The organism is Shewanella xiamenensis, assembly GCF_014647135.1.
Lineage (GTDB): Bacteria > Pseudomonadota > Gammaproteobacteria > Enterobacterales > Shewanellaceae > Shewanella > Shewanella xiamenensis.
This window is the reverse complement of record NZ_BMOP01000014.1, coordinates 1-23,959: the sequence shown is the minus strand read 5'-3', so window position 1 is coordinate 23,959 and position 23,959 is coordinate 1. Positions and strand designations below refer to the sequence as shown.

The window sequence follows — 23,959 nt, the reverse complement described above, 5'->3', positions numbered from 1 at the left end:
CAGGCTAAAAAATTGTCGCTAGTTTAACGCATAACTTCGCAATGAAAAGGCGGGAGAGATAAATTCGTAAAATAAATATGCCTTAGTCTTCGAGGATCTCTAGTCGCTCAGCATTTGAAAAACGAATATGTACCCCCTCAACCGTGACCATCTTTGCTTCTGAGATATCACCTTTACGGGCATGATAAACACCGAAACTGTCACCCGATGGGGATACAATTGTCACGGTCACCACTTTATGCTGATCGTGCCAATACCACACACTGTAGCTTAAAACACAAAGCCCAAGCAGTAAAAATACCCCACTCATAGCGTAGCGCCGCAATAGACTCGGCAACACAGGCGTATTTTGTAATGACGCTTGAACCACACCAGGCTTACGTTTAGCGAGCAGCAAAATCGCCATAATGATGACGGCGAGGGTGAGCAGCAGTTTTGTTAACAAGGTACACTCCAGAGGAACTAACTCGCCGTAGTATAATCGACAAATAAAAGGGAAACTGTCATTAAGATCAAGCTTATGAAACTCTTACTCAGGGGCTTGGACATTAATTTTGAATCGAAGATAACACCAAAAGATGACAAACAAAGGAAAGTTAACAATCCTCAAATTGTTTTGCCATCCTGCGAATTTGAATTAACGGCACACCGTGACGATTACGTTCAGCACACAGTTTTTGATGAACAGGATCTGATGGATTACCAACAAGTATAATTCGCACTTGATAGCCAAGGGCTTTGGCTGCGGCCTCGTAAGCCATGTACTCCCAGCGGCAGAGATTAGTATTATCACAAATCACCACAGGCTGGGCATTGCTGAGTGCTTGAATAAATGCAGTTAAATTACGTTGATGGTATTCGGAAAGTTTTTTCGCATCGAATCGATACACCTCTCCCTCGTAAAAAAAACTGTCGGTCGAGAAAATACCACCTTGACGGACGCGCAGCGCATATTCTAACGGCAGATTAGCGACAAACTGTTCAACCCAATAGGATTTACCGCAGCCCGGCAAGCCACGCATGATAATCGCCAGTTTTTGCGTCATGGGCTCGTTGCTCATTCTTTTAAATCAGGCTCGGCTAAATCGGAGCCAATAACACGCCCAGCAAGAATTGTATCGACTAATCTAGGTACGATATTCCCTGCCTTACCGGTTAAATGATATTGAAACTGGCTGTGTCGATCAGGCGATTGTAAATTAACCTCGACAGTTTGCGCCCCATGATGATTTGCCGTGTCAACAAAACCCGCAGCGGGATATACCGTGCCCGAGGTACCAATGGCGATAAATAAATCACAATTATCGAGCGCATCGTGAATTCTATCCATGCCTAACGGCATTTCACCAAACCACACCACATGGGGACGTAACCTTTGTGCAGGAATACAACACGTACAACAGTTGTTTACCCCAAAGGGTTCTCTTAATAAAAAGGTCTGACGGGAGCGAGGACAGCGGCCTTTAGATAATTCCCCATGCATATGCAGTAAGCGACGCGATCCAGCCCGCTCATGTAAATTATCAATATTTTGGGTGACAACCAATAACTGTCCAGAAAACTCAGCCTCTAACTTGGCTAACGCTTCATGAGCCGCATTAGGCATCACAGTACCACTGTGTAACTGCTCCCAACGGCTGTTATAGAAACGTTCAACAAGCTCGGCATCTCGGGCATAACCTTCGGGGGTGGCTACATCTTCAATATGATGCTCCTCCCACAATCCATCTTGATCGCGAAAAGTTCGTAATCCCGACTCGGCAGAAATACCCGCGCCAGTTAATACCACAATATGTTTGTACATACTGTTTCCTTTTATTGTAATTATTCTATTTATTGTCCCGAATTTTTCGCATCCTGAACATTATTCCTTGGTATAACCTTACAAAAACTATGCTTGAATTGCCGCAATTTATTGCGATTTCACGCTCAGTAACACAATTTATCTGCATATAGCCCCATAAAGCTAGAACAAAGGTTTAAGTTTTTAATTTGAGCCTCTATAATGGCAATCACTATCCACGGATGAACCTATTGGTTCTGCAATCAAGAGATTAGCAATGACAGATGGAAATCAAGCGCTAAAAAAAGCCGGTTTGAAAATCACCCTGCCACGAGTCAAGATCCTAGAACTGATGCAAGGACCTGAAAACCAACATATCAGTGCAGAAGACTTATATAAGAAACTGCTCGATTTAGGCGAAGAAATTGGTCTAGCGACAGTTTACCGTGTATTAAACCAGTTTGATGATGCCGGCATAGTCAGTCGTCACCACTTTGAAAGTGGTAAAGCCGTGTTCGAGTTATCGACTCAGCATCACCACGATCACTTAGTTTGCCTGTCTTGCGGTAAAGTAATTGAATTTTCAGATGAAGTGATCGAACGTCGTCAAGAAGAATTGGCCAGTAAGCATAATATTAAGCTGACAAACCACAGTTTATATTTGTACGGCCATTGCACAAACGACACCTGTGATCATAACGACGAATAAGTTCGCTCGAAGGCATATTTCAATAGTGTCTTAGCTGTAAGCTATATCATAAAAAAAACCAGCCATCGGCTGGTTTTTTTTAAAATACAAATGGTTAGTTATAAAGTTTTGGCGTAGACGTTGACTTTATACCCCATAAACTCGCTAGGTTCACGCCAATGCATTCCTATGCGTTTAGCCACTGCTTCAGAACCTAAATTCCCCTCTAAGATCAAAGCGATGATTTGCGTAATGCCAAACTGCGGGAACACGCTGATTGCTGCTTGAGCAGCTTCGGTACCGATGCCTTTGCCCCAATATTCAGGAAAATAACGATAGCCAATTTCGACTTCGTTAAACTCAGGAATAAATTTTGGCCCACAAAAACCAATCACCTTGCTATCAGCCTTATGCTCAACAGCCCAGCGGCCAAATCCCCGTTGTTGATAATCCTGAAGGATCACATTGTGGAACAGTTCACGAGCTTGCTCACGCTCAGTAAAAGGCTCGGTTGGAATATATTTCAACATCGCAGAGTTACTGTTCATCAAATAGAGGGCATCGATATCCTGCTCGGTAAAGGGTCTAAGAATTAAACGCTCTGTCTGTATAATCATATTGGCTTCCTTCATATTGCCCTCTATATACTCACTCATGTCCAGCTTAGCGACTAACGATGAAAATCACCGCTACGCTCTGGCTGATAAACAATTTCTTCAATACGGACTTTTACCATTGAGCCCCCAGGGCCTGGCCACTCGATTTCATCACCTTGTGATAAGCCCAATAAGGCGCTGCCTACGGGAGCGAGGATGGAAATCGTGCCCTCACCCGTCGCATCCTTAGGATAAACTAAACGCAAACAAAAAGTGTCGTTACTGGATGACACACTAAATTTCACTTCAGAATTCATCGTCACCACATTAGCGGGCATCTGCGCTGCAGGCACAATGTCTGCTCGGTCGAGTTCCGCCTCCAATGCTGCACGTCCCGGAAATGCATTCGCAGGTAATGACTCCAGCAGACGCTCGAGTCTTTCTAAATCGATTTCTGAAATAATAATCTTTGGCGTTTTCACAGTCTTTCCCTCATGTAAATAGATGCCCCTTAGGGTTAGCCATCTGCTCTGGGCTTATCCTCCCCCAATGGGATAAGCCAATAAAAATACGCTCGCAGCTTAATGCCGCAATCGAGTGATAATTAAGTACAAGATTTATAGCTGAACAGCCATGGGGCCATAAGCGTAAGGCTTAGGGTTGTGGCTCTACGGATACATTTGCACGTCAATCAGATTATGACGCCCAGTAGAGAACCCCAATCTAACCCTTTGCCAACTAAAATGCTAGCCTGCATGGTGTTAGCTTTGTCCATTCTCACACTTCCACCAGAGTACTGGCTAACAGATGCACAATAAAAAAGGCGCCTTAGGCGCCTTTTCGTGTGTTAACGGTTAGATTACCAACCGGTTTTAGCACGCAGCGCTTTGCCGATATCCGCTAACGAGCGGACGGTGGTCACGCCCGCTGCTTCTAATGCAGCAAATTTGTCAGCAGCAGTACCTTTACCGCCGGCGATAATCGCACCCGCGTGACCCATACGCTTACCCGCAGGAGCAGTAACACCCGCGATGTAAGAAACAACTGGTTTAGTCACGTTAGCTTTGATATAAGCTGCCGCTTCTTCTTCAGCAGTACCACCGATTTCACCGATCATTACGATGGCTTCTGTCTGTGGATCGTTTTGGAACATTTCCAATACGTCGATGAAGTTAGTGCCTGGAATTGGGTCACCACCAATACCTACGCAAGTAGATTGGCCGAAACCTTCGTCAGTGGTTTGCTTAACCGCTTCATAGGTCAGCGTACCAGAACGAGAAACGATACCCACTTTACCTTTTAAGTGGATGTGACCTGGCATAATACCAATCTTACATTCACCTGGGGTGATAACACCTGGGCAGTTTGGACCGATCATGCGAACGCCAGTTTCTTCTAGCTTCACTTTCACTTCCAGCATATCCAGTGTTGGGATACCTTCAGTGATACAAACGATAAGCTCAATACCACCGTCGATAGCTTCGAGGATAGCGTCTTTACAGAAAGGCGCTGGAACGTAGATAACAGAAGCGGTTGCGCCAGTGGCAGCGACAGCGTCTTTCACAGTGTTGAACACTGGCAGACCTAAGTGCTCGCTGCCGCCTTTACCTGGAGATACACCACCGACCATTTGCGTACCGTAATCGATAGCTTGTTGAGAGTGGAAAGTACCTTGACCACCGGTAAAGCCTTGGCAAATTACCTTGGTATCTTTGTTAATTAATACAGACATTATTTGCCCTCCGCAGCTTTAACTACTTGCTCAGCCGCATCAGTCAGACTGTTAGCTGCAATGATATCAAGACCTGATTTAGCTAATACTTCACGGCCTAATTCAGCGTTAGTACCTTCTAAACGCACTACAACTGGAACTTTAACGCCAACTTCTTTAACCGCGCCAATGATACCTTCTGCGATCATGTCACAACGTACGATACCACCGAAGATGTTAACCAGAACGGCTTTCACATTGCTGTCAGACAGAATGATCTTGAATGCTTCAGCAACACGTTCTTTCGTCGCGCCACCACCTACGTCGAGGAAGTTAGCTGGCTTGCCGCCGTGCAGGTTAACGATGTCCATAGTACCCATTGCTAGGCCAGCACCGTTCACCATACAACCCACGTTTCCGTCCAACGCAACATAGTTCAGTTCGAACATTGCAGCGTGAGCTTCACGGGCGTCATCCTGTGATGGATCGTGCATTGCTTTGATTTTTGGCTGACGGAACAGTGCGTTGCCATCGATACCAATTTTACCGTCTAAGCAGTGCAGGTTACCTTCAGTGGTGATAACCAGTGGGTTGATTTCCAGCAGTGCGAAATCGTGATCAACGAACATCGTTGCCAGACCCATGAAGATCTTGGTGAATTGCTTCATTTGAGTTGGGTTTAAGCCCAGTTTGAAGCCAAGATCACGCGCTTGGTATGGCTGAGGACCCGTCAGGGGATCGATGATCGCTTTGTGAATGAGTTCTGGCGTTTCTTCGGCCACTTTCTCAATCTCAACACCGCCTTCAGTTGATGCCATAAACACCACACGACGGGTGCTACGGTCAACTACTGCACCTAAGTACAGTTCGTTAGCGATGTCGGTGCAGCTTTCTACTAAAATTTTAGCAACTGGCTGACCTTTCTCATCTGTTTGATAAGTCACCAGATTTTTGCCTAACCAGTGTTCGGCAAAGGCTCTGATTTCTTCTTTATCGCCAGTGACTTTAACGCCACCCGCTTTACCGCGGCCGCCTGCGTGTACTTGACACTTAACAACCCATAAATTTCCGCCAATACGGCCAGCTGCTTCTACAGCTTCTTGGGCTGTATCACAAGCAAAACCTTCTGACACTGGTAAACCATATTCGGCAAATAAGGATTTTGCCTGATACTCATGCAAATTCATGATGATCTATCCGTATACTTCTAATCAAATCCAACTGGCCCGTTTGGACCAGTCACGAGGGTATGTCTTACTTTTGTCTTTAATAAACTCTTTAAACTGAATCGTTTATTGAGTTGGATTACAGATCAAGCAGCAGACGAGTTGGGTCTTCCAAGAAGTCTTTAATGGCGACTAAGAAGCCAACTGACTCACGGCCATCAATAATACGATGGTCATATGAGAGAGCTAGGTACATCATGGGCAGGATTTCAACCTGACCATTGACTGCCATTGGGCGGTCTTTAATGGCGTGCATGCCTAAAATCGCGCTTTGTGGCAGGTTTAAAATTGGGGTAGACATTAACGAGCCAAATACACCACCGTTAGTCACAGTGAAGTTACCGCCAGTCATATCCGCCACAGTCAGCTTGCCATCACGGCCTTTAATCGCCAGATCGCGTACTGCTTTTTCGATATCAGCCAAGCTCATGGTATCGGTGTCACGTAGCACTGGTGTTACCAGACCACGCGGCGTAGATACTGCGATGCTCACATCAAAATAGTTGTGATAAACGATATCGTCACCGTCGATTGACGCATTCACTTCTGGGAAACGTTTCAGGGCTTCAGTCACCGCTTTCACGTAGAAAGACATGAAACCTAAACGGATACCGTGGCGCTTTTCAAAGATATCTTGGTATTGCTTACGGATATCCATGATGGGCTTCATGTTCACTTCGTTAAACGTCGTGAGCATCGCGGTAGAGTTTTTCGCTTCTAATAAACGGTTAGCGATAGTCTTACGTAAACGTGTCATAGGTACACGTTTCTCGCTGCGACCCGCCGCTAAAGGTTGTACCGCAGGAGCCGCAGGTGCTACAGCCGCTTTAGGTGCAGACTTGATAAAGGCTTCAACGTCTTCTTTAGTGATACGTCCACCCACACCAGTGCCCTTCACTTTGCTAGCATCAACATTGTGTTCAGCCAGTAAACGGCGTACTGATGGGCTTAACGCATCGTTAGACTCTTCTGTCGCAGCAGCAGGTGCAGCAGCTTCAGCTTGCGCTTTAGTCACTTCTTGTCCAGAAACCGCGCCAGCAATGAACTTAGCAATCACTTGCTCGCCCAGAACGGTGTCGCCTTCGTGGAATAGAAATTCACCAATATGACCATCTTCTGGTGCAACCACTTCTAGCACCACTTTGTCAGTTTCAATATCAACCAGATTTTGATCACGAGAAACTTGTTCACCCACTTTTACGTGCCAAGTGGCGATAGTTGCGTCGGCAACAGATTCTGGCAGTACGGGTACCTTGATTTCGATACTCATGAAAAACGATCCTTTTTATAAAATGTCTATGACTACAGTCTTATCAATTAGAGCTTTAACGCACTGTTCACTAAAGATTCTTGTTGGTGAGCATGCAGCTCTGGGTAACCACAAGCTGGTGCAGCAGACGCTTCACGGCCAGCATAGGTCAGTTTTGCACCCGCAGGGATAGCAGCCCAGAAGTGATGTTGGCTAGAGTACCAAGCACCTTGGTTTTGCGGCTCTTCCTGACACCATACAAAATCCTTCACATGTTGGTAATCAGCTAAGGCTGCAACCATTTCTTCATGCGGGAACGGATATAACTGTTCGACACGGATTATTGCGACGTTATTGATATTTTCTTTACGGCGTTTTTCCAGCAGCTCGAAGTATACCTTACCGCTACAGAACACCACGCGATCGACCTTGCTCGCCTCTAACGTATCGATTTCTCCGATCACGTTTTGGAAGCTGCCATTAGCCAATTCTTCCATGCTAGAAACCGCTAATGGGTGACGTAGCAATGATTTAGGTGACATAACCACCAGTGGACGACGCATTGGGCGCACCACTTGGCGACGCAGCATATGGTAAACCTGAGCTGGCGTTGATGGCACACACACTTGCATATTGTGGTTAGCACATAGCTGCAAGAAACGCTCTAAACGGGCGCTTGAGTGTTCTGGACCTTGGCCTTCATAGCCATGTGGTAACAGCATGGTCAGACCGCATAAACGGCCCCACTTCTGCTCACCAGAGGACAAGAACTGGTCGATAACCACTTGCGCACAGTTGGCAAAGTCACCGAATTGGGCTTCCCAAATCGCCAGACCGCCGGGTTCAGCTGTTGCATAACCGTATTCGAAGGCAAGTACTGACGCTTCAGACAATACTGAGTCAGTGATGTCGATTGGGCCTTGGTTTTCGGCAATATTACGCAGTGGTAAATACGTAGTCGCATCGTTTTGGTTGTGCAGAACCGCATGACGGTGGAAGAAGGTTCCACGACCAGAGTCTTGACCAGTAATACGAACACGTTGTTTATCTTCAAGAATCGTTGCGTAAGCTAAGGTTTCAGCAAAGCCCCAGTCGAGTAACTTCTCACCTTTTGCCATCGCGACGCGGTCACTATAAATCTTAGCAACACGGGATTGCAGTGAATGGCTTTCAGGCACGTAGCTCAACTTATCGGCTAGTTTCTGCAAACGTTCGATAGGCAGTGAAGCGTCATAGGCTTCATCCCATTCGCGACCAATGTAAGGAGTCCAATCCACGGTGTGCAGTGTCATTGGACGCCATTCTTTCACTACGCAATCACCTTGATCTAAGGCATCACGATAAGTGTTGATCATGCTAGTCACATCATCGGCAGCAATGGTGTTTTCTGCGATCAGTTTGTCAGCGTAAATCTTACGTGGCGTTGGGTGTTTCTTGATCTTGGCATACATCAGTGGCTGAGTTGCACTTGGCTCATCAGCTTCGTTGTGGCCATGACGGCGGTAACACACTAAATCAATCACCACATCACGTTTAAATTCGTTACGGTAATCAACGGCCAACTGCGCAACAAAGGCAACCGCTTCTGGATCGTCTGAATTTACGTGGAAAATCGGCGCCTGTACCATCTTAGCGATGTCAGTACAGTATTCAGTTGAACGCACATCGTGGTGATTTGAAGTGGTAAAGCCCACTTGATTGTTTACAACGATGCGGATACTACCACCCACTTTAAAGCCACGGGTCTGAGACATGTTGAATGTCTCTTGTACGATACCTTGACCAGTAATGGCAGAGTCACCGTGGATAGTGATTGGCATCACCTGTAAACCATCTTTACAACCGCGGCGGTCTTGACGAGCACGTACAGACCCCATAACCACAGGGTTAACGATTTCAAGGTGAGACGGGTTAAAGGCCAGCGCTAAATGCACATTGCCACCCGGTGTTTCAAAGTCAGATGAAAAACCTTGGTGGTATTTCACGTCACCAGAACCATGAGTATCAGCATGCTTACCCGCAAACTCATCAAACAGTTCAGCAGGACGCTTACCTAATACGTTCACAAGGACGTTCAAACGACCACGGTGAGCCATACCGACGACGATTTCTTTAGTGCCCGCTTCACCTGCACGATAAATAATTTCGCGCATCATAGGGACTAACGCATCACCGCCTTCTAACGAGAAACGTTTCGCACCAGGGAATTTAGCACCTAAGTATTTTTCAATGCCTTCAGCAGCATTTAGGCCTTCAAGAATGCGGGTCTTAACGTTTTTATCGTAGTTAGCTTTACCTAAGGATGGTTCGAGACGTTGTTGGATCCAACGCTTTTCATCGGTGTCGGTAATATGCATGTATTCGGCGCCGATAGAACCACAGTAAGTGGCTTTTAGCGCTTTGACTAAATCAGCCAACTTCATGGTTTCGCCGCCATGGGCGAATGAGCCAGTGTTGAACTCACGCTCCATGTCTTCTTTGGTTAGACCGTGGAATGCGGGATCTAAATCGGCAACAGGTTCACGTTTCCACAAACCTAACGGGTCAAGGTTAGCACCTTGGTGACCACGGAAACGGTGGGCGTTGATTAGCTGTAGCACTTTAACTTGCTTAGCATCCAACTCAGGATCGGTCACACGAGCTGCGCTCTTATGACGTCCTTCCATCGCTAAACTGCGAAAATAATCACGTACTTTTGAGTGGGCCGCTTCTGGCGCGTCTTTAGAGGCACCGTTCACCGGAGGGAGATTATCAAAAACCGCACGCCAATCGTCAGAAACTGACTGAGGGTCTTCTTGATAGGCTTCATACATCTCTTCTACGTAGGTCGAATTTGCACCACTTAAGTGAGATGATTCGAGCCAGGCTTTCATGATGCCTTGGTGCATTTCTATTCCTTTCAAACTTTATACACGTGCTTAGCCATAGTTTTTTTATGTGATCTCAGGTCAGGACCTTTGATACATAATTTCTGCCGCCCCTAGAATATCCAGATTTCACGGCGCGTTGTCTTCCATTACATACACAAAAGAGCCACCTTCTATGCCCAGAAAGTGACTCTTTGAGAGCTATATTATTATTGATTTCAGCTCAGGTTCTCGCATTACACCGCTCGCTTAAGCAGCATTGACTTAATATGACCGATTGCTTTGGTCGGATTAAGTCCTTTTGGACAAACGTCAACGCAGTTCATGATGCCGTGGCAACGGAACACGCTGTAGGCGTCGTCCAGCTCAGAAAGACGTTCTTCTGTTGCTGTATCGCGACTGTCGATCAAGAAACGGTAAGCATGCAGCAGACCGCTAGGACCGATAAACTTATCAGGATTCCACCAGAATGATGGACAAGCCGTTGAACAACAGGCACACATGATACATTCATAAAGACCATCTAAATGGGCACGTTGTTCAGGTGACTGTAAATGTTCACGAGCAGGCTGCTTATCATCGTTGATAAGGAAGGGTTTAATCTTCTCGTATTGCTTGTAGAACTGAGTTAAATCAACCACTAAATCACGTACAACTGGCATACCTGGCAGTGGACGAATTTCCAACTTCTTACCTTTAAAAGTAGAGATTGGGGTAATACAAGCCAGACCGTTTTTACCGTTCATGTTCAGGCCATCGCTGCCACAAACACCTTCGCGGCAAGAACGACGGAACACTAAGGTTGGGTCTTGTTCTTTTAACTTGATCAGTGCATCGAGCACCATCATGTCAGTGCCAGCAGCCACTTCAAGGCTGTAATCCTGCATGTAAGGTTTTGTATCTACATCAGGATTGTAGCGATAAACTGCAAATTCCAATTTCATCTTTGCAACTCCTACTAGTAGGTACGTTTCTTCGGCGGGAAAGCTTCACGCAACTTAGGCGCCATATTCACAGCACGACGGTCCATGGTTTCAGTCACAGGGTCAAACAAACTGTGGCATAGCCAGTTTTCATCGTCACGCTCTAAATAGTCTTCACGTGAGTGAGCACCACGGCTCTCTGTACGGAAGTTAGCAGCATAAGCGGTAGCAATCGCCGTCGCCATCAAGTTGTCTAATTCTAAACACTCGATACGTTGGGTGTTAAACTCACGAGAGTTATCAGACAATTTAGCATTTTCTAAACGCTTACGGATGGCTTTTAACTGCTCTAAACCTTCGGCCATGGCATCGCCACGACGGAATACAGAGAAGTTTAATTGCATGCAAAGTTGTAAATCCTTACGGATTTGCACAGGATCTTCGCCATCTTTATTGTTTTCCCAGCGTTGTAAACGTGCCAGAGAAGCTTGAATATCAGCATCAGTCGCATCCTTAGGATCGGCAGTCTCATCGAGCGCTTTGCCTAAGTGTTGACCTGCTGCACGGCCAAAGACCACTAAATCTAGCAATGAGTTACCGCCTAAGCGGTTCGCGCCATGTACAGACACACAGGCAATCTCACCCACAGCAAACAAACCGACTACATCTTGCTCAGTGCCGTCAGCATTCTTACGAATAACCTGACCGCTCACCTTAGTTGGCAGACCACCCATCATATAATGACAAGTTGGCAGAACAGGGATTGGACCATCAGCCGGATCGATATGAGCGAAGGTACGAGACAATTCACACACGCCTGGTAGACGGGCTTCTAAAGTCTCTTTACCTAAGTGATCGAGTTTCAGTAAGCAGTGTGGGCCTAATGGACCATCTAAACCACGGCCTTCACGGATTTCGGTCATCATAGAACGTGCAACTACGTCACGAGATGCCAAATCCTTCGCGTTTGGTGCATAACGCTCCATAAAACGCTCACCGTCTTTGTTTAGCAGGTAACCACCTTCACCACGACAACCTTCTGTCACAAGTACACCCGCACCAGCGATACCGGTTGGGTGGAATTGCCACATTTCCATATCTTGCATCTGAACGCCAGCACGCATTGCCATACCGACACCGTCACCAGTGTTAATGTGAGCGTTAGTGGTAGAAGCGTAGATACGACCAGCACCGCCTGTAGCTAATACAGTGGCTTTGGCTTTGAAGTAAACGATTTCACCAGTTTCGATTTCAATCGCAGTACAACCTACGATGGCACCGTCTTTGTTCTTTACTAAATCGAGGGCATACCATTCAGAGAACACTTGGGTTTTGTGTTTTACGTTCTGTTGGTATAAGCAGTGAAGCAGTGCGTGACCGGTACGGTCTGCCGCTGCTGCGGTACGTGCAGCTTGTTCACCACCGAAGTTTTTAGATTGACCACCAAAAGGACGTTGGTAAATCTTACCATTTTCGAAACGAGAGAATGGTAAGCCCATGTGCTCAAGTTCAATAATGGCTTCTGGTCCGGTTTGACACATAAATTCGATAGCGTCTTGGTCACCGATAAAGTCGGAACCTTTTACGGTATCGTACATGTGTTGTTCCCAATGATCTTCATGGGCGTTACCCAGCGCAACGGTGATACCACCCTGCGCAGACACAGTATGAGAACGGGTTGGGAATACTTTAGATAAAAGCGCACAGCTCTTACCTTCTTTAGAAATCTGTAGTGCTGCACGCATACCTGCGCCACCGGCGCCGATCACAACAGCATCAAATTCGCGTACTGGAATACTCACTTAGACACCCCACACAATAACAATGCCGGCCGCTAAATAGCAGAAAACGGTAACGACAAAGGTGAACTGTAAAACACCGCGTAACGATGTGCACTTGACGTAATCCGTCAATACTTGCCATACACCAATCCAGGCGTGAACAAGCAATGCAACTAACGCGAGCAGTGTAAACACTTTCATTGGCAGAGCACTGAAGAGGCCATGCCACACGTCATAGGTGAGAGGGGAACTACATGCAATAAAGCCAACCATGAAAATGGTGTAACAGGCGAGGATTACTGCACTAGCGCGTAGTAGAATAAAGTCATGAACACCACTGCGTCCAAAACTTGCTGCATTGGTTACCATACCCATAACCCCGCTAAAATTGAAAAGGCTACCGTTAACACAAATACAGCTTTCGCTGAGGCGGTGCCCGAAGCCAACTCTTCCCAACGACCAGTATCCATCACTAAGTGGCGCAGGCCACCGAATAAATGGAAGGTCAAAGCAGTCAAAATGCCCCAAATGATGAACTTCACAACAAAGTTATCAAACAGAGATTGAACGCCTGCGAAACTTTCAGCGGAGGCTAAAGATGAATTTAGCAACCAAATAAGAATGCCAACAGCGAACAGCATGATGACACCGGATACACGGTGAAGAATTGACACAATCGCTGTTGCAGGAAAGCGAATGGTCTGCAGATCTAAATGGACAGGTCTTTGCTTTTTCACGTTCTGCTCACTCAGCTCCATTGAGCATTTTTTTTGTTATGTGAACCGCTTTTGTACAAACTTTAAACTGAGTGATTAATCACAGCAAAAGTAAACACAAAAGCAAAGTTTAAACAAACAGATAACTATTTGAACACTCACTCATTTAACATGTAAACAAAGGGTGCTTTAACATCATCGTTTGCAGCCATTATTAGGCGGAGGCAAGTATACTCGCGGGAAATGTCAAATACAAACATCACAGAATGCAAATTTTGTTTTTTTAGGAAAATTTTCGCGTAAGTGCCAGCTGTAGCAAGGAAAGTAAAGCGTTTTATACCATGGTCTAACAAATTTAAACGCTTATTTAAATTGAAATGTGATCTACAATGGCTGTAAAGTAATGGCGGTTTGACATGCCGCACTCACAGATAAGAACGAAGTAAGGAGAACGGGGTATGGCTGATTTAAAAGCCAAATTAGAATTACCAGGGAATGACTCGATAGAGTTGCCAGTAAAGCAAGGATCCGCTGGTTTTGACGTAATCGACATCAGTAAACTTGGCAGCAAAGGTTACTTCACCTTTGATCCGGGTTTTCTTGCGACAGCCTCCTGCGAATCTGCAATTACCTATATTGATGGTGATCAAGGTATATTGTTACACCGCGGCTATCCAATCGAGCAACTTGCCGTTGACTCCGATTACCTAGACCTGTGTTATCTGCTGCTTTACGGTGAACTGCCGACAAAAGAGCAATATGCTGAGTTTGTACACACAGTCAAAACCCACACTATGGTGCATGAGCAAATCGCCTTCTTCTTTAGAGGTTTCCGTCGTGATGCTCATCCTATGGCGATGTTGTGTGGTGTTACTGGTGCATTGTCTGCATTTTATCAAGACTCACTCGATGTCAACGATCCTCGCCACCGCGAAATCGCCGCTTATCGCCTAGTCTCCAAAATGCCAACGATTGCTGCTATGTGCTACAAGTACTCTTCAGGCCAGCCATTCGTTTATCCACGTAATGACTTAAGCTATGCAGGCAACTTCTTAAGCATGATGTTTGCCGTTCCTTGTGAAGAGTACAAGGTAAACCCAATTGTTGAACGTGCTATGGACCGTATCTTCATTCTACATGCGGATCACGAACAAAACGCGTCAACGTCAACCGTACGTTTAGCCGGTTCTTCAGGCGCGAATCCATTCGCGTGTATCGCTGCGGGTATTGCTTCTCTATGGGGCCCTGCACACGGCGGCGCGAACGAAGCTTGTCTACAAATGTTAGAGGAAATCGGTTCAGTAGACCGTATTCCTGAATTCATCGCCCGTGCGAAAGACAAGAACGACCCATTCCGTCTGATGGGCTTTGGTCACCGTGTTTACAAAAACTTTGACCCACGTGCCAAAGTGATGCGTGAAACCTGTCACGAAGTGTTAAAAGAGCTAAAAGTACAAGATCCATTATTAGATGTCGCCATGGAACTTGAGCGTATTGCGCTGGAAGATGAGTACTTCATTTCGAAGAAACTCTATCCAAACGTCGACTTCTACTCAGGCATCATCATGAAAGCCATTGGTATTCCTACCAGCATGTTCACTGTACTGTTCGCATTAGCGCGTACTGTGGGTTGGATTGCTCACTGGAAAGAAATGTTGGATCAACCTGGTCACAAGATCAGCCGTCCACGTCAGCTTTATACTGGCGAGACTGCGCGTGACTTCGTCGACCTAGATAAACGCTAAGCACTGCGGTTTATTGATTCAAAGCGCCCTCAAGGGCGCTTTTTTATTGCCATTTATCTCACTCTAACTCTAAGCATGTTCTACTAAGACAGTAGCCCCTCACCCGATGACATGCTTCTTGCCCCACGATGAAAACTTATTTAGCATTTTTCATCACTTTTTAAACTTTTTAGCTACATATGGCGTATTCATCTTAGCGCAAAATCGTCAAAAATAATAATTAACAAGTAAAAACAGCAACTTAACAAGTGGCACGTTTTATGCTGTTTAGCATCATTATATTCAAACAATAGGTAACAGTTCTTATGGAAAAGTCTAAAATGATTAAGTTCGCCCTACCCGTTTTATTAGTATCAATGTTGGCGGCTTGTGGTGAAGAGGAAGTAGCTAAAAAAGAAGAAAAATATGCTATTCCCGTTGAAACGACGACCGTGATTCAGGGTAATGTCTCTTCTTTTTACAGTACTACGGCCACCCTTGAAGCCCCACAGGAGGCGAATGTTGTCAGTCGAATCGCTGGCCTAATCGAAGCCATTAATGTGGAAGAAGGCGACCGCGTTAAAAAAGGACAAATACTAGCGGTTATTGATGCCAAACGTCAGCAATATGATTTAGATCGTTCCGAAGCAGAAGTTAAAATCATTGAGCAAGAGTTAAACCGCTTAAAGAAAATGAATAATAAAGAATTTGTTAGCGCTGACTCTATGGCCAAGCTTGAATACAACTTGCAAGCAGCTATTGCTAGACGGGATCTTGCCGAACTACAAGTGAAGGAAAGCCATGTGGTTTCGCCGATTGATGGCATTATTGCCAAGCGATATGTAAAAGCGGGCAATATGGCTAAAGAGTATGGCGAATTGTTTTATATCGTTAACCAAGATGAATTGCACGGCATTGTGCATCTACCAGAGCAGCAATTAACCAGTTTGCGCTTAGGCCAAGAGGCTCAAGTATTTAGCAATCAACAAAGTAAAAATGCTATCCATGCAACTGTGCTACGTATCAGCCCTGTGGTGGATCCACAAAGCGGCACATTTAAAGTCACTTTGGCCGTACCAAATCAAGACGCCCGCCTAAAAGCGGGGATGTTCACTCGGGTCGAATTAAAATATGACACTCATGAAAATGTGATTACCGTGCCCTACAGCGCCTTAATCAATCAAGATAATAAGCAAGCCTTGTACGTCATTGACGGCACCAATGCTAACCGTCGCGAAGTTCAAATCGGATACCGCGAAGGTGATTTAATTGAAATTGTTTCTGGTATCAAGCCTGGCGAACTCGTCGTTACCCGTGGTCAGCAAAATTTGAAAGACCAGTCCTTAGTTGAAGTCATTACCCCACTCGATTTGGCCTCAACGAAGAACTGATAGGAGTCTTTCATGTCAATCATTAGCACCTCAGTTAAACGGCCAGTCACGGTATGGATGTTCATGCTGGCCATTATGTTATTTGGTATGGTCGGATTTTCGCGCTTAGCGGTAAAACTCCTGCCCGATTTAAGCTACCCCACCTTAACCATTCGAACCATGTACGACGGTGCTGCGCCCGTTGAAGTGGAGCAACTGGTCTCAAAACCCATTGAAGAAGCCGTCGGTGTGGTGAAAGGCTTACGTAAGATCAGCTCTATTTCTCGCTCAGGCATGTCCGATGTAGTACTTGAGTTTGAATGGGGCACCACAATGGATATGGCAAGTCTCGATGTGCGTGAAAAACTCGACACTATCGCCCTGCCGCTCGATGTTAAAAAGCCATTACTACTTCGCTTTAACCCCAACCTTGATCCTATCATGCGCCTAGCGCTGTCTGTACCAAATGCCACTGAGACAGAGCTCAAACAGATGCGTACCTACGCAGAAGAAGAGCTTAAGCGCCGCCTAGAGGCTCTTTCTGGGGTTGCCGCTGTGCGTTTATCCGGCGGTTTAGAACAGGAAGTGCATATTCAGCTCAATCAGGAAAAATTATCCCAACTCAATTTGAATGCCGATGACATTAAGCGTCGTATCAACGAGGAAAACATCAACTTATCTGCGGGCAAAGTGATCCAAGGCGACCGCGAATATCTGGTACGAACCCTTAACCAATTCAATTCATTGGAAGAACTAGGGCAAGTGATCGTCTATCGCGACGCACAAACCTTAGTACGTCTATTTGAAGTCGCTACGATTACCGATGCCTTTAAAGAGCGCAGCGATATCACCCGTATCGGTAGCCAAGAATCGATAGAACTAGCTATTTATAAGGAAGGTGATGCAAACACGGTCGCCGTTGCCAAAAAATTGCGCGATGAGCTATTGAAGATCAACAAAGATCCTCAGCAGAACAAACTGGAAGTGATTTACGATCAATCCGAGTTTATCGAAAGTGCCGTCAGTGAAGTGACCTCTTCAGCGTTAATAGGCAGCATTTTGTCCATGCTGGTGATTTATCTGTTCCTGCGCAATATTATCCCGACGCTGATTATCTCTATCTCAATCCCCTTCTCGGTGATCGCTACCTTTAACATGATGTACTTTGCCGATATCAGCTTAAACATCATGTCATTAGGTGGTATTGCGCTGGCGATAGGTCTGTTGGTTGACAACGCGATTGTGGTACTCGAAAACATCGACCGCTGTCGCAGTGAAGGCATGAGTAAATTGGATGCTGCGGTAACGGGCACAAAGGAGGTTGCTGGCGCGATTTTCGCCTCGACAATGACGACGCTCGCGGTGTTTGTTCCCTTAGTTTTTGTCGATGGTATTGCTGGCGCCCTCTTTTCAGATCAAGCCTTAACGGTGACCTTTGCGCTCTTGGCCTCCTTGCTTGTTGCCTTAACCTCGATTCCTATGCTGGCCTCACGGGAAGGATTTAAAGCTTTGCCGGAGCTCATGAATAAAACGCCGAAGGAAAAACCGACCACTAAACTTGGCAAATTAAAACACTATAGTACGACGGTGTTCTCCTTCCCGATTGTGTTGCTATTTAGTTACTTGCCGAGTGCCTTACTCACCTTAGTGTTGATTATTGGCCGCTTCTTTTCGTGGTTGTTTGGCTTAGTGATGCGCCCGCTGAGCAATGGCTTTAATGTTGTGTACCACAGTATCGAGTCTATTTACCATAAGCTACTGGCTTTGGCGCTGCGTAAGCAAATCATGACGTTACTACTGACGATTGGGATCACTGGTGCCTGTATTAGCTTGCTTCCCCGTTTAGGAATGGAATTAATTCCACCGATGAACCAAGGGGAATTCTATGTTGAAATACTGCTACCACCTGGCACAGCTGTGGGTGAAACCGATAGGGTCTTGCAACAACTGGCGATGTCGATTAAAGACAGACCAGAAGTGAAACATGCCTACAGCCAAGCGGGTAGCGGAGGGTTAATGACCTCAGACACCGCTCGTGGCGGCGAAAACTGGGGCAGATTACAGGTCGTACTTGGAGATCACAACGCCTATCATCAGGTGACGCAAGTGCTACGAGACACGGCGCGCCGCATCCCCGAGCTTGAGGCAAAAATCGAGCAACCTGAACTCTTTAGCTTTAAGACGCCATTGGAGATTGAGCTAACAGGCTACGATTTAACCTTACTAAAACGCAGTGCCGATAACCTTGTTAAGGCGTTGTCAGCATCTGATCGCTTTGCCGATGTAAATACTAGCCTGCGTGATGGTCAGCCAGAATTGAGCATCCGTTTCGATCATGCTCGTTTAGCCGCATTAGGAATGGATGCCCCGACGGTTGCCAATCGCATTGCCCAACGTGTTGGTGGCACTGTCGCCAGTCAATATACGGTTCGTGATCGCAAGATTGATATTCTCGTTCGGAGTCAACTGGATGAGCGGGATCAAATTAGCGACATCGATACCTTAATTATCAACCCTGACAGCTCCCAACCCATAGCCCTTAGTGCAGTAGCAGAAGTATCACTGCAATTAGGCCCATCGGCGATTAACCGTATCAGTCAACAAAGGGTGGCCTTGGTATCGGCAAACCTTGCCTACGGCGACTTAAGTGATGCCGTAGCCCAGGCACAGCAAATCCTGTCTACGCAGGTATTGCCAGCGTCGGTGCAAGCCCGTTTCGGTGGCCAGAATGAGGAAATGGAGCATTCATTCCAATCACTAAAAATTGCATTGATCCTAGCTGTGTTCTTGGTATACCTCGTGATGGCAAGCCAATTTGAGTCACTGCTGCATCCATTGCTCATTTTATTCGCTGTACCAATGGCACTGGCTGGAAGTGTGCTTGGTCTTTATATCACCCAAACCCATCTAAGCGTGGTGGTCTTTATTGGCCTTATCATGCTGGCGGGGATCGTCGTCAATAATGCCATTGTATTAGTGGATAGAATAAATCAACTACGTGCTGAGGGCGTGCAGAAGCTTGAAGCCATAAAAGTCGCAGCGAAATCCCGTCTTCGCCCGATTATGATGACAACGCTCACCACTGTACTAGGTCTGCTCCCTATGGCATTAGGGCTAGGCGATGGCTCAGAAGTTCGCGCACCAATGGCGATTACCGTGATATTTGGCTTGAGCTTATCGACGTTATTAACCTTGATTGTGATCCCAGTGCTCTATGCCCTGTTTGACCGTAAAGAGTTTACGCATACCGCCACTGAGCAAGACAACACGGCAGAAACTGCGGAGGCTCGCCTATGAACCTCACCCATCTAGCGATAAAGCGCCCTGTCACCACCAGCATGTTTTTCTTTGCTATCTTGCTGTTTGGTCTGGCTTCTAGCCGTCTATTACCGCTCGAAATGTTCCCCGGTATCGATATTCCGCAGATTGTCGTGCAAGTGCCTTACAAAGGCTCTACTCCTGCAGAAGTTGAACGCGATATCACTAAGGTGCTCGAAGAGTCGCTCGCTACCATGGGCGGTATCGATGAACTTGAATCAGAGTCCTCCCAAGAGGGCGCTGAAATTGAAATCAATATGAAATGGGGCGAAAACGTTGCCACAAAAAGCTTAGAAGCACGCGAAAAAATCGATGCCGTACGGCATTTATTACCCAAGGATGTTGAGCGGGTATTTATCCGCCAATTTTCCACTGCCGATATGCCTGTACTCACTATACGCATTTCGAGCGACCGCGAGCTCTCTGGTGCATTCGATTTACTCGATAAGCAGCTAAAACGACCATTAGAGCGGGTGGAGGGCGTCTCTAAGGTGAGTCTCTATGGGGTTGAACAAAAGCAGATTGAAGTGCGGATCAATGCAAATAGACTCGCCGCCAGCGGTTTTTCAGCGACTGAATTACAAGCTCGTCTCGGGCGCGAAAACTTCGTGTTAAGTGCTGGCACCTTGAGAGAAAGTAACCTCGTTTATCAAGTCTCCCCTAAGGGGGAATTTAGAAACCTTGAGGATATTAAGGCGCTGGTGTTAATCCCTGGACTGACCTTAGGCGATGTTGCCGATGTGCAATTTTCCCTGCCTGAGCGTAGTGAAGGACGCCATTTAGATCAACACTATGCGGTGGGTTTAGATGTATTTAAAGCCTCCGGCGCCAATTTGGTGGATGTGTCCGACCGCGTACTTAAAGTCATTGAGCAGGCCAAACAAGACCAACAATTTCAAGGTATCCGTTTGTTTATTATGGAAGATCAAGCCTCAGGCGTGAAATCCTCTTTATCGGATCTACTGCTGTCGGGATTGATCGGTGCGTTGTTATCATTTGTCGTGCTTTATCTGTTCCTAAGAAACCTCAAGATGACCCTAATTGTGGTGTCCTCAGTACCAATTTCTATCGGTATGACGTTAGCCGCCATGTATCTGCTCGGTTACAGCTTGAATATTCTATCGATGATGGGCTTGTTATTGGCTGTAGGTATGCTTATCGATAACGCCGTTGTGGTCACCGAAAGTGTACTGCAAGAAAAACAAGGTAACTCACTCAAAACCAGCGCCCAAGACAATGAAAACGCTGTTATGACGGGGGTCGATAAGGTGAGTCTTGCGGTACTGGCGGGTACTATGACTACAGCGATTGTGTTTTTACCCAATATTTTTGGGGTAAAAGTTCAGCTGACTATTTTCCTTGAGCATGTGGCAATTGCGATTTGTATTTCGCTGGCAGCATCACTTTTGGTTGCTAAAACATTAATTCCATTGATGTTGACTAAGTTACACTTTGAGATTGCACCAGAGAAATCTGCGGGTAAATTGCAAAATTTCTACAATCGCAGTCTTAATTGGGTGCTTCTCAGACCTTGGCGTTCAGGGCTGATCGCCATCGCGATTCTCGCATCTACCGCCCTGCCCTTGTCAATGGTCAAGCAGGATCAAGAGGACAGTCAAAGTAAAGAGCGAATTTACATCAACTACCAAGTTGAAGGGCGCCATAATCTCAACGTGACCGAAGCGATGGTGGGTCAAATGGAGGAGTATCTTTATAAAAATAAAGAAAAATTCCATATTGACTCTGTGTATAGCTACTATGCTCCCGACGAAGCCTCATCGGTCATCTTATTGAAAAAAGATCTGCCCATGTCCCTTGATGAACTGAAGAAGAATATTCGCAGTGGCTTTCCTAAGTACTCCATCGCTAAACCTCAGTTTGGCTGGGGTGACGATAACTCAGGTGTACGCGTCACCCTCACTGGACGCTCCACCTCAGAGCTTATCTATTTGAGTGATCAAGTGTTGCCATTACTCTCGACGATCAAAGGCTTAGTGGATGTACGTTCTGAAGTCAACGGTGCTCAACAGGAAGTGGTTATCCGTATTAATCGGCAAATGGCGGCAAGACTGGATTTAAAACTGAACGAAGTAGCTTCCAGCATTTCAATGGCACTAAGAGGGACACCACTGCGCTCATTTAGGCACGATCCAAACGGGGAACTGCGTATCGAAATGGCCTATGAGAAGGAATGGCAAAAATCCCTCGATAAGCTTAAGCAATTGCCGGTAGTGCGAATCGATCAACGCCTTTACACACTTGATAACCTTGCCAGTATCGAAATCCAACCTAGATTCGATACCATCAAGCACTATAATCGCCAAACTTCGCTGTCTATCGGAGCGAACTTGGATAATCTCACCACAGAGGAAGCCCAAACTAAGATCAAACAAGTGATGGAGAATGTGCGTTTTCCTGATGGCTATAACTATTCGCTACGGGGCGGTTTTGAACGCCAAGATGAAGACCAAAGTATCATGGCAATCAATATGTTACTTGCTATCGCTATGATTTACATCGTGATGGCGGCACTATTTGAGTCCTTGTTATTACCGACGGCCATTATTACCTCAATCCTCTTCTCGATAACCGGGGTGTTTTGGGCGTTGCTGCTCACAGGCACGCCTATGTCGGTCATGGCGATGATCGGTATCCTGATTTTAATGGGCATCGTGGTAAATAACGGTATCGTCTTGGTCGATCAAATCAACCAAATGACACCCGATCTCGATAAGCTGTCGGACACCATTCGCGAAGTGTGTATTACCCGTTTGCGCCCGGTACTGATGACAGTAGGAACAACCGTACTAGGTTTAGTGCCACTGGCGATGGGCGATACCCAAATTGGTGGCGGCGGCCCGCCATATTATCCGATGGCAATTGCCATTATTGGCGGCTTGTCTTTCTCAACCGTAACTAGCCTATATTTGGTGCCATTGTGTTATCAACTCCTCTATAGAATGCGTTACCGCGCCGCAGTCCGACTTGGCGAATCGAATCGTATCGCCCAAAAACTCTTACCGTGGACAGCCAAAGCATGATATGACGGGATAGCTTGACATCACTCATTAAAAAGGCTGCATCGCAGCCTTTATTATTTTGTTAGCACCTTAAAACGGAGCATATATAACTGTTCAAGGCCGGGATAAATCTCGGCAATCACCTGGTGCAGTTCGGGTAGGGTCATATTTTCTTGTTGGGCGTGCAGTGTTGTGAGTCCAGACAATGTTATTGGCATTACCTCCAACACTTGGATGTCACAAAACCAACGATGAGTTTCAAAGGTCGACACTGGGAGGATTTGCCCTGGTATTACATGGGATTCGGCTTCATTACGTAACGTAATCGTTTTCTTGCCCATCAAAATATCGTGTTCAAAGCGTTCAAAAAAAGTGATGTCAGTTAACAAGATTAATCCCTCTATTTATCCAGTCAAAATGCCGATAGTACGGCACAAAATACAGCAAAACATGGTCAGTTTGCGCGATTTAAGTTAGAATTCGACCTCAATTGAGCCATTGGCCTCATATTCCTGCGCTTAGCGGGTGCGAACGACATTAGAGACTTTATGAACAAGAAACAAAAGATCATCAAAAAAATTGCGAAACGTGCTAAAGCTAGACTGAATAAAGTCGATCCAGCCACCATTGGCGCACCCGCAAAATCTGGCTATATCTCTAAGGCTGAACGCGCCAAGATCGCAGCACTTGCTGCGACTGCAGAAATAGAATCAGCAGCAAGTGAGCCACAAGAGGCAACAACTGAGCAATAATATTGTTTAATGAAAACAAAATTATGCGCTAATAAGACCAATAAGTAATGCCACAGCCAAACTGTGGCATTTTTATTTTAAATAGTCAGTTATTAGGGCCTGTTGACGTTTCAGGGTTATTTTTGCAGCAATGTGGCTGGCTTTTATGCAAGGCAAAGTCCGTGCAGTGTAGTTATTCTACATAAACGGACGATAACGCGGCAGAAAAGCCAGCCAAATGCTGCCCGAAGGGTTC

General features: G+C 46.1%; 20 protein-coding genes. 6 read left to right on the top strand and 14 right to left on the bottom strand.

The window, feature by feature from the left end:
* Positions 1 to 82 precede the first annotated feature (82 nt).
* The 3 genes from IEY09_RS13005 to cobB form a co-directional block, all read right to left on the bottom strand.
* Positions 83 to 445 carry a hypothetical protein gene (locus tag IEY09_RS13005; protein ID WP_055648120.1) on the bottom strand — a complete coding sequence of 121 codons (363 nt, stop codon included), beginning with the start codon at positions 443 to 445 and terminating at the stop codon, positions 83 to 85.
* A 151-nt stretch (positions 446 to 596) separates the two neighbouring features.
* Positions 597 to 1,046: an ATP-binding protein gene (locus IEY09_RS13000; RefSeq protein ID WP_144375976.1), complete on the bottom strand. Its 450-nt coding sequence runs from the start codon at positions 1,044 to 1,046 to the stop codon at positions 597 to 599.
* Positions 1,047 to 1,057: 11 nt separating this feature from the next.
* A complete protein-coding gene (gene cobB / locus IEY09_RS12995) occupies positions 1,058 to 1,804 on the bottom strand; it encodes a Sir2 family NAD+-dependent deacetylase (protein ID WP_144375977.1) in 747 nt (248 codons plus the stop codon).
* A gap of 256 nt (positions 1,805 to 2,060) precedes the next feature.
* Between cobB and fur the strand changes: the two genes are divergently transcribed.
* Positions 2,061 to 2,492 carry a ferric iron uptake transcriptional regulator gene (gene fur / locus IEY09_RS12990; RefSeq protein WP_037417447.1) on the top strand — a complete coding sequence of 144 codons (432 nt, stop codon included), beginning with the start codon at positions 2,061 to 2,063 and terminating at the stop codon, positions 2,490 to 2,492.
* A 98-nt stretch (positions 2,493 to 2,590) separates the two neighbouring features.
* On the opposite strand, the gene IEY09_RS12985 is transcribed toward fur, so the two are convergent.
* The 10 genes from IEY09_RS12985 to sdhC form a co-directional block, all read right to left on the bottom strand.
* Positions 2,591 to 3,088, bottom strand: coding sequence for a GNAT family N-acetyltransferase (locus IEY09_RS12985; protein ID WP_037417581.1), 498 nt, complete (start codon positions 3,086 to 3,088; stop codon positions 2,591 to 2,593).
* Between the two features lie 53 nt (positions 3,089 to 3,141).
* Positions 3,142 to 3,549 carry a nucleoside diphosphate kinase regulator gene (gene rnk / locus IEY09_RS12980; protein ID WP_037417450.1) on the bottom strand — a complete coding sequence of 136 codons (408 nt, stop codon included), beginning with the start codon at positions 3,547 to 3,549 and terminating at the stop codon, positions 3,142 to 3,144.
* 377 nt (positions 3,550 to 3,926) lie between these two features.
* Positions 3,927 to 4,799, bottom strand: coding sequence for a succinate--CoA ligase subunit alpha (gene sucD / locus IEY09_RS12975; RefSeq protein ID WP_037417452.1), 873 nt, complete (start codon positions 4,797 to 4,799; stop codon positions 3,927 to 3,929).
* Positions 4,799 to 5,965: an ADP-forming succinate--CoA ligase subunit beta gene (sucC, locus tag IEY09_RS12970; RefSeq protein ID WP_037417455.1), complete on the bottom strand. Its 1,167-nt coding sequence runs from the start codon at positions 5,963 to 5,965 to the stop codon at positions 4,799 to 4,801. The genes sucD and sucC overlap by 1 nt, the downstream gene beginning before the upstream one ends.
* Before the next feature lie 118 nt (positions 5,966 to 6,083).
* Positions 6,084 to 7,274: a 2-oxoglutarate dehydrogenase complex dihydrolipoyllysine-residue succinyltransferase gene (gene odhB / locus IEY09_RS12965; RefSeq protein ID WP_037425611.1), complete on the bottom strand. Its 1,191-nt coding sequence runs from the start codon at positions 7,272 to 7,274 to the stop codon at positions 6,084 to 6,086.
* A 47-nt stretch (positions 7,275 to 7,321) separates the two neighbouring features.
* The gene (sucA, locus tag IEY09_RS12960) at positions 7,322 to 10,141 is read right to left on the bottom strand and encodes a 2-oxoglutarate dehydrogenase E1 component (protein ID WP_037417459.1); all 2,820 of its coding nucleotides are present in this window, start codon (positions 10,139 to 10,141) and stop codon (positions 7,322 to 7,324) included.
* A gap of 215 nt (positions 10,142 to 10,356) precedes the next feature.
* Positions 10,357 to 11,064, bottom strand: a complete 708-nt coding sequence (locus IEY09_RS12955; RefSeq protein ID WP_037417461.1) for a succinate dehydrogenase iron-sulfur subunit — start codon at positions 11,062 to 11,064, stop codon at positions 10,357 to 10,359.
* A gap of 14 nt (positions 11,065 to 11,078) precedes the next feature.
* On the bottom strand, positions 11,079 to 12,845 hold the full coding sequence (sdhA, locus tag IEY09_RS12950) for a succinate dehydrogenase flavoprotein subunit (protein WP_069454768.1): 1,767 nt from the start codon (positions 12,843 to 12,845) through the stop codon (positions 11,079 to 11,081).
* On the bottom strand, positions 12,846 to 13,193 hold the full coding sequence (gene sdhD, locus IEY09_RS12945; RefSeq protein ID WP_011622411.1) for a succinate dehydrogenase, hydrophobic membrane anchor protein: 348 nt from the start codon (positions 13,191 to 13,193) through the stop codon (positions 12,846 to 12,848).
* The gene (gene sdhC, locus IEY09_RS12940; RefSeq protein WP_037417467.1) at positions 13,187 to 13,582 is read right to left on the bottom strand and encodes a succinate dehydrogenase, cytochrome b556 subunit; all 396 of its coding nucleotides are present in this window, start codon (positions 13,580 to 13,582) and stop codon (positions 13,187 to 13,189) included. The genes sdhD and sdhC overlap by 7 nt, the downstream gene beginning before the upstream one ends.
* 416 nt (positions 13,583 to 13,998) lie before the next feature.
* On the opposite strand from sdhC, the gene IEY09_RS12935 reads away from it, so the two are divergent.
* The 4 genes from IEY09_RS12935 to IEY09_RS12920 all read left to right on the top strand — a co-directional run bounded on the left by IEY09_RS12935 (position 13,999) and on the right by IEY09_RS12920 (position 22,993).
* The gene (locus IEY09_RS12935; protein WP_037425617.1) at positions 13,999 to 15,285 is read left to right on the top strand and encodes a citrate synthase; all 1,287 of its coding nucleotides are present in this window, start codon (positions 13,999 to 14,001) and stop codon (positions 15,283 to 15,285) included.
* Between the two features lie 305 nt (positions 15,286 to 15,590).
* Positions 15,591 to 16,655, top strand: coding sequence for an efflux RND transporter periplasmic adaptor subunit (locus tag IEY09_RS12930; RefSeq protein WP_037425620.1), 1,065 nt, complete (start codon positions 15,591 to 15,593; stop codon positions 16,653 to 16,655).
* A 12-nt stretch (positions 16,656 to 16,667) separates the two neighbouring features.
* Positions 16,668 to 19,931 carry an efflux RND transporter permease subunit gene (locus tag IEY09_RS12925; RefSeq protein ID WP_188871371.1) on the top strand — a complete coding sequence of 1,088 codons (3,264 nt, stop codon included), beginning with the start codon at positions 16,668 to 16,670 and terminating at the stop codon, positions 19,929 to 19,931.
* Positions 19,928 to 22,993 carry an efflux RND transporter permease subunit gene (locus tag IEY09_RS12920; protein WP_188871369.1) on the top strand — a complete coding sequence of 1,022 codons (3,066 nt, stop codon included), beginning with the start codon at positions 19,928 to 19,930 and terminating at the stop codon, positions 22,991 to 22,993. Before IEY09_RS12925 ends, IEY09_RS12920 begins: the two co-directional genes overlap by 4 nt.
* Before the next feature lie 53 nt (positions 22,994 to 23,046).
* Here IEY09_RS12920 and yqfB read toward each other — a convergent pair whose 3' ends face one another.
* Complete coding sequence (gene yqfB, locus IEY09_RS12915) at positions 23,047 to 23,364, bottom strand: N(4)-acetylcytidine aminohydrolase (protein ID WP_069454765.1); 318 nt, start codon at positions 23,362 to 23,364, stop codon at positions 23,047 to 23,049.
* 156 nt (positions 23,365 to 23,520) lie between these two features.
* On the opposite strand from yqfB, the gene IEY09_RS12910 reads away from it, so the two are divergent.
* Positions 23,521 to 23,724, top strand: coding sequence for a DUF2986 domain-containing protein (locus IEY09_RS12910; RefSeq protein WP_069454764.1), 204 nt, complete (start codon positions 23,521 to 23,523; stop codon positions 23,722 to 23,724).
* Positions 23,725 to 23,959: the final 235 nt, after the last annotated feature.

Bases quoted from the DNA above. Each gene is read 5' to 3' on its own strand.
- sucA (WP_037417459.1), bottom strand. From the start codon at position 10,141: ATGCACCAAGGCATCATGAAAGCCTGGCTCGAATCATCTCACTTAAGT.
- fur (WP_037417447.1), top strand. From the start codon at position 2,061: ATGACAGATGGAAATCAAGCGCTAAAAAAAGCCGGTTTGAAAATCACC.
- IEY09_RS12935 (WP_037425617.1), top strand. From the start codon at position 13,999: ATGGCTGATTTAAAAGCCAAATTAGAATTACCAGGGAATGACTCGATA.
- sdhC (WP_037417467.1), bottom strand. From the start codon at position 13,582: ATGGAGCTGAGTGAGCAGAACGTGAAAAAGCAAAGACCTGTCCATTTA.
- IEY09_RS12955 (WP_037417461.1), bottom strand. From the start codon at position 11,064: ATGAAATTGGAATTTGCAGTTTATCGCTACAATCCTGATGTAGATACA.
- odhB (WP_037425611.1), bottom strand. From the start codon at position 7,274: ATGAGTATCGAAATCAAGGTACCCGTACTGCCAGAATCTGTTGCCGAC.
- IEY09_RS12930 (WP_037425620.1), top strand. From the start codon at position 15,591: ATGGAAAAGTCTAAAATGATTAAGTTCGCCCTACCCGTTTTATTAGTA.
- cobB (WP_144375977.1), bottom strand. From the start codon at position 1,804: ATGTACAAACATATTGTGGTATTAACTGGCGCGGGTATTTCTGCCGAG.
- IEY09_RS12925 (WP_188871371.1), top strand. From the start codon at position 16,668: ATGTCAATCATTAGCACCTCAGTTAAACGGCCAGTCACGGTATGGATG.
- IEY09_RS12920 (WP_188871369.1), top strand. From the start codon at position 19,928: ATGAACCTCACCCATCTAGCGATAAAGCGCCCTGTCACCACCAGCATG.
- IEY09_RS12985 (WP_037417581.1), bottom strand. From the start codon at position 3,088: ATGATTATACAGACAGAGCGTTTAATTCTTAGACCCTTTACCGAGCAG.
- sdhD (WP_011622411.1), bottom strand. From the start codon at position 13,193: ATGGTAACCAATGCAGCAAGTTTTGGACGCAGTGGTGTTCATGACTTT.
- IEY09_RS13000 (WP_144375976.1), bottom strand. From the start codon at position 1,046: ATGACGCAAAAACTGGCGATTATCATGCGTGGCTTGCCGGGCTGCGGT.
- IEY09_RS12910 (WP_069454764.1), top strand. From the start codon at position 23,521: ATGAACAAGAAACAAAAGATCATCAAAAAAATTGCGAAACGTGCTAAA.
- sucD (WP_037417452.1), bottom strand. From the start codon at position 4,799: ATGTCTGTATTAATTAACAAAGATACCAAGGTAATTTGCCAAGGCTTT.
- sucC (WP_037417455.1), bottom strand. From the start codon at position 5,965: ATGAATTTGCATGAGTATCAGGCAAAATCCTTATTTGCCGAATATGGT.